This window comes from Kribbella sp. NPDC050820 (assembly GCF_040653975.1).
Classification (GTDB): domain Bacteria; phylum Actinomycetota; class Actinomycetes; order Propionibacteriales; family Kribbellaceae; genus Kribbella.
The window spans coordinates 85,436-96,273 of record NZ_JBFAHB010000025.1 but is presented as its reverse complement, the minus strand read 5'-3'; the positions used below and the strand labels follow the sequence as shown (position 1 = coordinate 96,273).

General features: G+C 69.3%; 11 protein-coding genes and 1 pseudogene. 9 read left to right on the top strand and 3 right to left on the bottom strand.

What is annotated here, in order from left to right:
- Positions 1 to 119: 119 nt before the first annotated feature.
- The 9 genes from rimM (at position 120) to AB0H36_RS22325 (ending at position 7,119) form a co-directional block, all read left to right on the top strand.
- Positions 120 to 668: a ribosome maturation factor RimM gene (rimM, locus tag AB0H36_RS22365; protein WP_360526386.1), complete on the top strand. Its 549-nt coding sequence runs from the start codon at positions 120 to 122 to the stop codon at positions 666 to 668.
- On the top strand, positions 668 to 1,867 hold the full coding sequence (gene trmD / locus AB0H36_RS22360; protein ID WP_360526383.1) for a tRNA (guanosine(37)-N1)-methyltransferase TrmD: 1,200 nt from the start codon (positions 668 to 670) through the stop codon (positions 1,865 to 1,867). Before rimM ends, trmD begins: the two co-directional genes overlap by 1 nt.
- A gap of 190 nt (positions 1,868 to 2,057) precedes the next feature.
- On the top strand, positions 2,058 to 2,417 hold the full coding sequence (gene rplS, locus AB0H36_RS22355) for a 50S ribosomal protein L19 (protein ID WP_360526380.1): 360 nt from the start codon (positions 2,058 to 2,060) through the stop codon (positions 2,415 to 2,417).
- Between the two features lie 100 nt (positions 2,418 to 2,517).
- Positions 2,518 to 3,186: a signal peptidase I gene (gene lepB, locus AB0H36_RS22350; RefSeq protein ID WP_360526377.1), complete on the top strand. Its 669-nt coding sequence runs from the start codon at positions 2,518 to 2,520 to the stop codon at positions 3,184 to 3,186.
- Positions 3,183 to 3,950, top strand: coding sequence for a signal peptidase I (lepB, locus tag AB0H36_RS22345; protein ID WP_360526374.1), 768 nt, complete (start codon positions 3,183 to 3,185; stop codon positions 3,948 to 3,950). Before lepB (AB0H36_RS22350) ends, lepB (AB0H36_RS22345) begins: the two co-directional genes overlap by 4 nt.
- Before the next feature lie 194 nt (positions 3,951 to 4,144).
- Entirely contained in the window at positions 4,145 to 4,843 is a 699-nt protein-coding gene (locus AB0H36_RS22340) for a ribonuclease HII (protein ID WP_360526371.1), read from the top strand.
- Positions 4,844 to 4,919: 76 nt separating this feature from the next.
- Positions 4,920 to 5,243 carry a DUF2469 domain-containing protein gene (locus AB0H36_RS22335; protein WP_012922325.1) on the top strand — a complete coding sequence of 108 codons (324 nt, stop codon included), beginning with the start codon at positions 4,920 to 4,922 and terminating at the stop codon, positions 5,241 to 5,243.
- A 201-nt stretch (positions 5,244 to 5,444) separates the two neighbouring features.
- The gene (locus AB0H36_RS22330) at positions 5,445 to 6,053 is read left to right on the top strand and encodes a sigma-70 family RNA polymerase sigma factor (RefSeq protein ID WP_360526368.1); all 609 of its coding nucleotides are present in this window, start codon (positions 5,445 to 5,447) and stop codon (positions 6,051 to 6,053) included.
- Positions 6,046 to 7,119: a CU044_5270 family protein gene (locus tag AB0H36_RS22325; RefSeq protein ID WP_360526365.1), complete on the top strand. Its 1,074-nt coding sequence runs from the start codon at positions 6,046 to 6,048 to the stop codon at positions 7,117 to 7,119. Before AB0H36_RS22330 ends, AB0H36_RS22325 begins: the two co-directional genes overlap by 8 nt.
- A gap of 462 nt (positions 7,120 to 7,581) precedes the next feature.
- Here the strand turns inward: AB0H36_RS22325 and dprA are convergent, their stop codons facing one another.
- The 3 genes and pseudogenes from dprA to AB0H36_RS22310 all read right to left on the bottom strand — a co-directional run bounded on the left by dprA (position 7,582) and on the right by AB0H36_RS22310 (position 10,787).
- Positions 7,582 to 8,856, bottom strand: coding sequence for a DNA-processing protein DprA (dprA, locus tag AB0H36_RS22320; RefSeq protein WP_360526362.1), 1,275 nt, complete (start codon positions 8,854 to 8,856; stop codon positions 7,582 to 7,584).
- A pseudogene (locus AB0H36_RS22315) lies at positions 8,853 to 10,431 on the bottom strand (YifB family Mg chelatase-like AAA ATPase). Before AB0H36_RS22315 ends, dprA begins: the two are co-directional and overlap by 4 nt.
- On the bottom strand, positions 10,431 to 10,787 hold the full coding sequence (locus AB0H36_RS22310; RefSeq protein WP_360526359.1) for a YraN family protein: 357 nt from the start codon (positions 10,785 to 10,787) through the stop codon (positions 10,431 to 10,433). Before AB0H36_RS22310 ends, AB0H36_RS22315 begins: the two are co-directional and overlap by 1 nt.
- Positions 10,788 to 10,838 lie beyond the last annotated feature (51 nt).

Here is a 10,838-nt window from a genome sequence, read left to right as displayed (position 1 = left end):
CCTCGACTTGGCAACGCGCGACCTCTTGATACTCGGTGATCATCGTCCTGCTCCCCTCACCGGGTGCGGCCCTTCGCCATATCCTCAGGTCAATCGTGAACGGCAGAAGGGTTGTACCGGTGTTGGTGACAGTCGGGCGGATCGGCCGGGCGCATGGGATCCGGGGCGAGGTCGGCGTGGACGTCCGGACGGACGAGCCGGACCGGCGGTTCGCCGACGGCGCCACCGTCGTCACGTCGTCGAAGACGCCCCGGACGCTCACCGTCCAGACCAGCCGGTGGCACAGCGGACGGCTGCTGGTGAAGTTCGCCGAGGTGCCGGACCGGACCGCGGCCGAGCAACTGCGCAACCTGTTCGTGCAGTCGGAGGTGGACAGCGACGAGCGCCCCGAGGACCCGGACGAGTACTACGACCGGGACCTGGTCGGCCTCGCCGTACGCACGGCTGACGGCACCGAGGCGGGTGAGGTGATCGACGTCGTACACCTGCCGTCGCAGGACCTGCTGGAGATCCGCCGGCCGGCCGGCAACGCCGTACTGGTGCCGTTGGTCGAGGAGCTGGTCCCGGAGCTCAACGTCGACAAGGGATACGTCGTGGTGGCGGACCGGCCCGGTCTGCTCGACCCGGAGGGCGCCGAGGTGGTTCCGACCGAGCCAGGCGCGGACTGATGAGGCTCGACGTCGTCACGATCTTCCCGGAGTACCTGGCCGCACTGGATCTGTCTCTGGTCGGCAAGGCGGCGAAGAGCGGCCTGCTCGACGTCAACCTGCACGACCTCCGCGAGTGGACCTACGACCGGCACCGGACCGTCGACGACACCCCGTACGGCGGTGGCGCGGGCATGGTGATGAAGCCGGAGCCCTGGGGCGAGGCTCTCGACGCCATCGCGCCTCCGGACGGGCCTGCGCAGCCCCGGCTGATCGTGCCGACGCCGGCCGGCCGGCCGTTCACGCAGGAGCTCGCGTACGAGCTTGCCGCCGAGCCGTGGCTGACGTTCGCGTGCGGTCGCTACGAGGGCATCGACGCGCGGGTCGCGTCGTACGCGGCGGAGCGGATGCGGGTCGACGAGGTCTCCATCGGGGACTACGTGCTGAACGGCGGTGAGGTCGCCGTACTGGTCATGGTCGAGGCGGTCGCGCGGCTGCTGCCCGGCGTGATCGGCAACCCGGAGTCGCTGGCGGAGGAGTCCCACTCGGGCGACGGGCTGCTCGAGTACCCGGTCTACACGAAGCCGCCGACCTGGCGCGGGCACGACGTACCGGATGTCCTGCTGTCCGGCAACCACGGCCTGATCGCGTCCTGGCGGCACGAGGAGTCGGTACGGCGTACTGCGGAGCGCCGGCCGGATCTGCTCGCGGCGTGGGGCGATGTGGTCGCGGGGAAGGACGATGCGACGTCGTACGTCCGGCTCCTGCCCGCCACCGCGGCCGACGCAGGGGAGATCCACACGCTCCAACTGGCTGCCTTCCTCGCCGAGGGCCGGCTGTACGACGACTACTCGATCCCTCCGCTGACCGACGACCCCGGCGCCACGGCCGCCCGGCTGGAGCGTGGCACCGTCCTGAAGGCCGTCGCCGGCACCCGCATCGTCGGCTCCGTCCAGCTCGTCGTCGACGGCTCGGTGGGCCACATAGAGCGCCTGGTGGTAGCTCCTGACTGGCAAGGCCGCGGCCTCGGCCTCCGGCTGCTGCGCGCCGCCGAACAACTCGCCCCCGCCGACGTGACGGACTACGCGCTGAGCACCGGTGACCGGAGTACCAGCAACCTGGCGCTCTACCGGAAGGCCGGTTACCGAGAGCAACGACGAGAGGCTCAGACTCCCAAGGTCGACCTTGTCCATCTCACGAAGCGTCGCCGTCGCCGCTGAGCGCTGGTCACCCGGCGCAGTCGGCCCCGGCTGATTTCGTCCCGGCTGGGGCGGTGTGGCAAGATTGTTCGCTGCTGCCCTTCGGTGCTCCTGCCACAGGGGGTGACCACCGACCGGCAGCGTTTTGATGACTTCATCACCACTGACATTCGTGGGTGACCTGTGGCACGCGCGAGGAAGAGAACACCTGATGAGCAACGTCCTGAACGAGCTCGACAACTCGAGCAAGCGCGACGACATCCCCTCCTTCCGCCCCGGTGACACCGTCAAGGTGCACGTCAAGGTCGTCGAGGGCAACCGGTCCCGCGTCCAGGTGTTCCAGGGTGTCGTGATCCGGCGCCAGGGTGGTGGCCTGCAGGAGACCTTCACGGTCCGCAAGGTCAGCTTCGGCGTCGGCGTCGAGCGGACCTTCCCGCTGCACACCCCGATCGTCGAGAAGATCGAGGTCGTCACCCGCGGTGACGTCCGCCGGGCCAAGCTGTACTACCTGCGCGAGCTGCGCGGCAAGGCGGCCAAGATCAAGGAGAAGCGCGAAGTTCCGGCCTCCTGAGCTAGCCTCACGACGACGGTCAGGTATGGCGCCGAGCACTGCGACTCGCGCTCGCCCGGTAGCCAAGAGGGCACGTCGCAGCAAGGGTCGTCATCGCAGGATGAAGCAGCGGAATCCGCTGCTCAGCCTGCTCATCGAGATGAGCACGGTCACCGTGCTCGCGCTCGTCATAACGGTCGTACTGCGCCTGTTCGTCGCCGAAGCGTTCTACGTACCGTCGGAGTCGATGTACGACACGCTCACCACCAACGACCGGATCCTGGCCGAGAAGATCAGCTACATGCACCGCGACGTCGATCGCGGCGACATCATCGTCTTCAAGGACCCCGGCAACTGGCTGAACGAGGAGCAGGCCGAGCCCGGCCCGTTCCGGTCGCTCGGTGAGTTCGTCGGCATCCTGCCGCGCAGCGGTGAGGGTCACCTGGTCAAGCGGGTGATCGGCATCGGCGGCGACCGGGTGATCTGCTGCGACCGGGCCGGGCGGATCACCGTGAACGGCATCCCGTTGGACGAGCGCGAGTACCTGCTCCAGGACGCCAAGCCGTCGTTGACGCCGTTCAACGTGGCGGTGCCGGCCGGTCACCTGTGGGTGATGGGCGACAACCGCGCCGAGTCCGCCGACTCCCGCGCCCACATGGGCGGCCCCGGCGGCGGATTCGTCCCGGTCGAGAACGTGGTTGGCCGGGCCTGTTGCGTAATCTGGCCGTCTGACCGGATGACGATGCTGCGTCCTCCGGAAACCTTCAAGAAGCCGGGGCTGAAGAAGTGACCGATACACCGACGAAGACGCCGGAGAAACCCGCTCACCGCTCGGGGTTCGCCGCGGCCGCCCGTGAGTTCGTCCTGATCGTGGTCGGGGCCCTCATCGTCTCGTCGATCCTGCGCGCGTTCGTCGGGCAGATGTTCATCATCCCGAGCGAGTCGATGGAGAACACCCTGCTGGTCGGCGACCGGGTCGTGGTGGAGAAGCTCACCGACGTCGAACGCGGCGACGTGGTCGTCTTCGAGGACCCGGGCGGCTGGCTCGGCCCGGAGGAGAGCGGCCAGAAGCGCGGCTCGGTGGGCCGGTTCTTCGAGGTCGTCGGCCTGCTCCCGGACTCCAGCCACGGCCACCTGATCAAGCGCCTCGTCGGGATGCCGGGCGACAAGGTCGCCTGCTGCGACGAGAAGGGCCGGCTGCTGGTCAACGGCCAGCCGCTCGACGAGACCGCCTACCTGTACCCGGGTGACGCGCCGTCGCAGATGGACTTCCAGGTGACCGTCCCGGCCGGGCGGGTCTTCGTGATGGGCGACCACCGGTCCGCCTCCGGCGACTCCCGGGTCCACCTGAGCGACACCAGCGCCGACGGCGGCAGCACCGGCGACGCCGCCTTCGTCCCGATGGACAAGATCACCGGCCGCGCCGTCCTGGTCGTCTGGCCCGCCGGCCGCTGGTCCAAACTCGGCGTCCCCGACACCTTCAAGTCGGTCCCGGCGGCCACCCAGCCACCCCCCGACAAACCCTCCATCTCCCTCACCGCACCGCCGAAGTAATCGAGCCCCCCGGTGCCCCCAACCCCCACCCGCCCCCAGGCCCCGGCAGCCCCCTCACCCAACGCCAACCGCCCCCAGGTCGGGGGCGCTGACAGGCTCGCTGGGCGCCTGGCTGTGTGCGACTCACCCCGGGTGCCGCGGGGTCTGCGCGGGGTGCCTAGGGTTGGGGTTGTGGGTGGAGTTCGGAGGGCCGCATGAGTGTGATGCCCCGAGGCAGCACGGTGCGGCGGGACGCCGGTTTGTACGGGTACGAGCGCGCCCTGCGCCGCGTCGGCCTCGACCCGATCGCCGGCGTCGACGAGGCCGGCCGTGGACCCTGCGCCGGCCCGCTGGTCGCGGCCGCGGTGATCCTGCCGGACGGCAAGCGCGGCCAGATCCCCGAGCTCGCCGACTCCAAGCTCCTGACCGCCAAGGCCCGCGAGCGCTGCTACGACGAGATCCGCAAGCGCGCCCTGGCCTGGTCGGTCGTCGCCATCGAGGCCACCGAGTGTGACCGCCTCGGCATGCACGTGGCGAACGTCGAGGCGCTCCGGCGCGCGCTGTTCCGGCTCGACGTACGGCCGTCGTACGTGCTGACGGACGGCTTCGGCGTGGACGGTCTCGGCGTACCGGGCCTGGCGATCTGGAAGGGTGACCGCGTGGCGGCTTGTATCGCCGCGGCATCTGTGATCGCGAAAGTGACCCGCGACCGGGTGATGGAGCACTGGGACCAGGTGTACCCGCAGTACGGTTTCGGGATTCACAAGGGCTACTGCACGCCTGAGCACCAGGCGGCACTGGACGAATACGGCCCGTGCCCGCAACACAGACGGCGGTTCGAGAATGTCCGCCGCAGTCTGCGGCCCGATATGGGACAGAATGTGACCAGTCCCACCGGAGTGGAGAGCCTGTGAGTGAGCGTAGCGAGCGAACCGATAGCAGAGCCGCCCTCAGCGCTCATGCCGCAGCCGAGCGCAGCGAGGTAGAGGTATGAGCGCTGACGACCTCGAGAAGTACGAGACCGATATGGAGCTGCAGCTCTATCGGGAGTACAAGGACGTCGTCGGGATCTTCAAGTACGTCGTGGAGACCGAACGGCGCTTCTACCTGTGCAACGCGGTCGACTTGAAGGTCCGCACCGAGGGCGGTGACGTGTACTTCGAGGTGACGATGGCCGACGCCTGGGTCTGGGACGTCTACCGGTCCGCGCGCTTCGTGAAGAACGCCAAGGTCGTCACCTTCCGCGACGTCAACATCGAAGAGCTCGCCAAGTCCGACCTGGAAGTCCCCAAAGACTCCGACTTCGGCCGCTGACCCCACCCGGCCCACGGCGGGCTGCGTACGGCGGCGCTCGCCTCGCCCACCGCGGTGACCGGCCCGGCCGGGTCGCGCCTGTGCTCGTACACCTGGGACACACCTCGACACGCTTGCGGTGCTCAACTCGACCGCGCATTTGGGTGAGTGGGGAGCCGGCGTGAACGTTCGGGGCGTGTACGGGCAATCAGGGGTATGACAATGACCGACACGACCGAGTCCGTGGCTCGCGACCGACCGCCGCCCGACCCGACGGATGACCGGCCCGAGTTGGCGGGGCCGGCAGTGGCTGAGGAGTTTGCCCGGCTGTTCGACCAGCACGCCGTACCCATGCACAGGTACCTGGCGCGCCGGGTTGGCGCGGAGCAGGCGCACGACCTGGTCAGCGAGACGTTCCTGACCGCGTTCCGGCAGCGGCACACCTACGACCCGGCGACTGCCGCCGCGAAGGCTTGGCTGTACGGGATCGCGACCAACCTCGCCCGCCGACACGTCCGTCAGGAGGTCCGCGGCCTGCGCGCCACCGCGAGGGCCGGCCGCCGCGAACCCGACGACCTCGCCGCACACGACGGCCAGGTCGCCGAACGGGTCGACGCCCAGCAACTCGCCCGCCGGATCGCTCCTGCGATCGCGGACCTGTCCGAGGGCGATCGCGACGTACTGCTGCTCACCTCGTGGGCTGGACTGACCACGGTCGAGGTGGCGGACGCGCTGGGCATCCCGGTCGGGACCGTGCGCTCCCGCCTGCACCGAGTCCGCCGCCAGCTCCGCATCCTGACTGCCTCCGAGGAGGTTTCCGACCATGACTGACCTTCGCCCCACCGACAACCTCGACCGCGCGCTGTCGACGCTCCACGCCGACGTCGAGACCGATCCCGAGCGCATCGAACAGATCAGGGCCGCCTTCCTCGACGCCATGAGGCAGACCACCGATGAGCGCCCGGACCTCACGCCCGCCGCAAACGGTCGAACAACAGCGGTGGGCGTCAAGAAGCGCGGGCCGCGTCGACGGTGGCTGATCGCGGCCGCCGCGGCGATCGCACTCGTGGCCGGGGGAACGCTCTACACGTCGACGCTGACCGGCAGCTCGGCGGAGGCCAAGGTCGAGCTGGACGGCGCCGCGCAGCGGATCGCCGCGGCCAGCGACCCGGTCGTTGCGCCGGGCAAGTACCGCTACCTGGTCTGGCACGTCTGGAACAGGAACTACACGGAGACTCCTGGAGGCGGCCTGGAGTACCTGGAGGAGTCGGTGCGGGAGGTCTGGGTGCCGGCGGACATCCGCGGCACCTGGTACAGGCGAGACACAAGCACCGGACGCCACCAGTGGGTCAAGGGTTCCGACGAGGAAGCACGCAAGGCGGGCTTCACCTTCGACCGGTCCACCCAGACGGCGACGGCCAAGTGCGGCGCCTTCGAAGGCGGCGGACCGTGCGCCGAGAACGGCCGCTGGCAGGACCCGTCTCTCGAATGGATCGCCGGACTGCCCCGGGACCCGAACGCGCTGTATGAGCAACTGAAGAAGGACGGCACGATCGAAGGCAACGACCGCGGTGAGACTCAGCTGCTCGTCACGGCCCAAGACGCCCTCCAGACCGGCATGCTCCCCGCCGACCTTCGCGCCAGCCTGTACCGGGCCCTGGGCAACCTCAAGAACCTCAAGATCACTGACAAGGCAGCCAACCTGGACGGCCAGATCGGCATCGCCTACAGCAGCGACGACGGCTCCTCCCGCGAGGAGATCGTCATCGACCCCAAGTCCGGCGCCTACATCGGCTCCCGCGAAGTAGCCACCTCCGGCCGCAACCAAGGCCAAGTCCTCTCCTACAGGTCCTTCACCACCGCCACCGCCCCCGCCCCCTGGAAAGCCCCCCGCTAACCCCACCGCCCGATGGGCCCGCAACCAACCGGGCCCATCGGGCAGGTCCGCTCCCAGCACGGGCGATCGCCGCCGGAATCGTGCGCACTCGTGCCCTTGGGGCAGGTCCGGTATCAGCACGGGGATCGCCGTTGGATTCGTGAGCTCCGGGCCTATCGGGCATCGTGCTCAGTCAGCGCCGATGGTGAGGCCGGTTCCCGATTGATCGGCCCGGACGCGCCCTTGATGAAGTCGGGGCAGGTGCTCAGGCCCACTGGAAACCCCTGCTAACCCACTCCCGGATGGCTCCCGGCGCCCGGCCGGGGCCCATCGGTCGAGGTGCACCCTCGGCGCGGCTGGTTGTGTGGGCGTCTGCTGCCCACCCCAGTCGGCGAAGCCGGGAGCGGAGTGGCGGGACGGTCCGGCGTCTGCGTGGTGCGGTTGAGCGTGGGGGGAGGTGTCGGGTTCGGGTGGTGCTGGTTGTCATGGGGTGGGCGGGATTGGTGGTGGGGTGGTTGGGGGCAGGCGCCAGCCTGAGTCGTCGTGGTGGACGAGACCTTGGGCATCGAGGGCCTCCAGGGATTGTTGGGTGGTTTCCAGGTCCAGGCCTGCTGTGATGGCTATGCGGGCGGTCGGGGCCGGCGCCACCACGGGGACTGCGTCGAGGGTGCGGCGGAGGTCGTGGGCGAGATCGTCTGTGGGGGATTTGGGGGCCTGGGGGTACGGGGTCAGGCGGGTGCCTAGTGGGGAGATGGCTTCGATGATGTCGGCAACGTTGGTGACTAGTACGGCGTCGCGTTCGCGGACGAGGAGGTGGGCGCCTTCGGACATGCGGGAGGTGATGGGGCCCGGTACGGCGAGTACGGCGCGGCCGCATTGCTCGGCCCAGCCGGCACTGTTGAGGGCGCCGCTTCGGACAGCTGCTTCGATCACGACTGTGCCGAGGGTGGCCGCGGCGATCAGGCGGTTGCGGGCGAGGAAGCGCAACCTGGTGGGAGAGCAGCCCGGTGGCAGCTCGCTCACGACCAGTCCTTCCTCGACGATGCGGCTGAACAACGCCGAGTTGCGCCTCGGGTAGCTGACATCGGCGCCGCACGCGAGGACCGCCACCGTGACGCCTGAGCCGGCCAACGCACCACGGTGCGACGCCGCATCGATTCCGAATGCGCCGCCGGAGACCACCGTGATCCCGTTGTCCGACAGACCGGACGCCAGCTCAGCCGCGACATGTTCGCCGTACGACGAACTGGCACGAGCGCCGACCATCGCGACGGATCGCGTGAGCGCCTGGCGGAGATTTGCCGGGCCTCGAACCCATAGTCCGAACGGCACTCCGGCGCGGCGGCTCAGTTGCCCGGCTTCCGCAAGGATTTCGACCTGCTCAGGCCACTCGTCGTCGCCTGGGATCACGAACCGAACGCCGGATGCCGCAGCCCGCTCCAGGTCGCGCTCGGGGTTCGCCTCAGCGAAGCGGGTGGACCACCGCCCGAGGCCGGGAGCGCCGTGCTGCAGCAGTTTCCAGATCTCCAGCGCCTCCATCCCGTCGAAGGCCTGCAGCGCCGCCAGATCGCCGGGCTCGACCACTCGAGACAGCCCGACCCGAGCCAGTCGCTCGTCATCGCTCGGTCCGCTGACGGCCGACTTCGGCGAACCGCCCGTCCCGCCGACGCCGGCTCGGCCCAGCTGAGCCACGGCGGTCTGAGCCACCTCCGACGAGGTCGGGCGGAGGTCGGAGTTGGGTGTGCAGTTGGGGGTCATGCGGCTGTTCCTTTGAGGGGGCGGAGGTCGGTCAGGTCGGTGAGGGGCTCGCCGCTGCGGAGTTGGAAGGCTTGGTGGGTGAGCTCGGCCGTGGGTCTGTCGATGCCCAGGAGGTCGGCCAAGGTCCAGGCCAGGCGGACGACTCGGTCGAAGCCGCGGGCGGTGATGCGGCCGGCGGCGTACAGGTCCTCGAGCATTTTGTGGCTGGCGGCATCCAACGGGAACTCGCGGCGGAGCACCGGGCCGGGGATCTCGCTGTTGAGGATCCAGCCGGTGTCGCGGTACCGGTGTGCCTGCCGGTCTCGGGCCGCCTTCACCCGCTCGGCGACGACCGCCGTCGACTCGGACTTCTCCCCGTCGGCGACGGCCCGCGCGGCCGGCAGGATCTGGCGCTGGATATCGAGCCTGTCCTTGATCGGTCCGCTGATCCGTTGCCGGTAGCGCGCGAGCACCTGCGGCGTACACGTGCAGATGCCACGTGTCGTGCCGGACAGGCCGCAGGGACAGGGATTGGCCGCGAGCACGAGCATGAATCGCGCCGGGAACTTCGCGACAGCGGCCGACCGGTGGACCTCGATGTAACCCGATTCCAGCGGCTGGCGCAGCGTGTCCAGCGTCAGCGGATGCATCTCGGGAGCCTCGTCGATGAAGAGGATCCCGCGGTGCGCGCAACTGATCGCACCCGGCCGCGGCATCCCGGAGCCGCCGCCGACCAGACTCGACAGGGACGCGGTGTGGTGCGGCGCGATGAACGGCGGACGGACCACTAGCTCGGCATCGCTGGTGAGCAGTCCCGCCAGCGAGTGCACGGCCGAGACCTCAAGTGAGTCGTCCGTGCTCAGATCCGGCATCAGCCCGGCCAATCGCTCCGCCAGCATCGTCTTGCCCGATCCCGGCGGACCATGCAGGAACAGGTGATGACCGCCCGCTGCCGCAGCCTCGATCGCCCGCCGTCCTTCGCGTTGACCGATCACATCGTCCAGGTCCACCTCGGGCACCCGTGTCAGCGACTCGGACAACAGCCGCGGCTCGGCACGTGGTGGCGCCTCGTCCGGGATCTCGGCGCCGCGCAGCATCGCCAGTACTTGTCGCAGCGACCGAACGCCGTACACGTCGATGCCAGGAACCAGCCGGGCTTCACCCGCATTCAGCTCCGGTACGACGATGCGCGCGAAGCCGGACCGCGCCGCAGCCAGAGTCATCGCCAGCGCGCCACGGACCTCGCGGGACCCGCCCGTCGAGCCCGAGCTCGCCGATCATGGCGGAGTTGCGCAACGACTCGACCTCGATGACGCCGGCAGCCGCCAGAAGCGAACACGCGATCGCGACGTCGTAGTGCGAACCCGTCTTGGGCAGCGTCGCCGGTGAGAGCCCGATGGTGACCTTGCGGTCGGGGAATCGCTCGCCGCTGTTCACCACCGCGGCCCGGACCCGATCGCGCGCCTCGGACAGCGACGCGTCGGGCAGGCCGATCAGCGTTGTCTTGGGCAGGCCTTGTGCGATGTCGGTCTCGACCTCGACGAGGTGCCCTTCGAGGCCGACCAGCGCGACCGACCACGTCTGTGCGAGGGGCATCAGACCGCGCCCCTGACGTGGTCCACACGCGGCGGAGTGTTGTGGTCGAACAGGACGGCGACGATGTCGATCCGGATCGCCGCAGGCTTGAGCTGGTGGGTCTGCAGCCAGCGCCCGGCCAGCTTCCGCAGGGTCGTCAGCTTGCGGTAGGTGATCGACTCGAGCGGGCTGCCGTAGTTGAGCCCGCGACGAGTCTTCACCTCGCAGACGACGAGCGCGTCGCCCTCTCGCGCGACGATGTCGATCTCGCCCAGCTCGCAGCGCCAGTTGCGCTCGAGGATGACGAAACCTTCGGTCGTCAGATACCTCGCGGCGAGATCTTCGCCGTACTGCCCGACTGTCTTCCTGGTCCGCATCGGTGACCACCTCCGGCTAAGAACATGCCGGGATCAGGCACCGATTTCGGG

What these genes read in the sequence shown, in the direction of transcription:
- trmD (WP_360526383.1), top strand. Translation starts at nt 668, where the DNA reads ATGAGGCTCGACGTCGTCACGATCTTCCCGGAGTACCTGGCCGCACTG.
- rplS (WP_360526380.1), top strand. Translation starts at nt 2,058, where the DNA reads ATGAGCAACGTCCTGAACGAGCTCGACAACTCGAGCAAGCGCGACGAC.
- lepB (WP_360526377.1), top strand. Translation starts at nt 2,518, where the DNA reads ATGAAGCAGCGGAATCCGCTGCTCAGCCTGCTCATCGAGATGAGCACG.
- AB0H36_RS22340 (WP_360526371.1), top strand. Translation starts at nt 4,145, where the DNA reads ATGAGTGTGATGCCCCGAGGCAGCACGGTGCGGCGGGACGCCGGTTTG.
- AB0H36_RS22335 (WP_012922325.1), top strand. Translation starts at nt 4,920, where the DNA reads ATGAGCGCTGACGACCTCGAGAAGTACGAGACCGATATGGAGCTGCAG.
- AB0H36_RS22330 (WP_360526368.1), top strand. Translation starts at nt 5,445, where the DNA reads ATGACCGACACGACCGAGTCCGTGGCTCGCGACCGACCGCCGCCCGAC.
- AB0H36_RS22325 (WP_360526365.1), top strand. Translation starts at nt 6,046, where the DNA reads ATGACTGACCTTCGCCCCACCGACAACCTCGACCGCGCGCTGTCGACG.
- dprA (WP_360526362.1), bottom strand. Translation starts at nt 8,856, where the DNA reads ATGACCCCCAACTGCACACCCAACTCCGACCTCCGCCCGACCTCGTCG.
- AB0H36_RS22310 (WP_360526359.1), bottom strand. Translation starts at nt 10,787, where the DNA reads ATGCGGACCAGGAAGACAGTCGGGCAGTACGGCGAAGATCTCGCCGCG.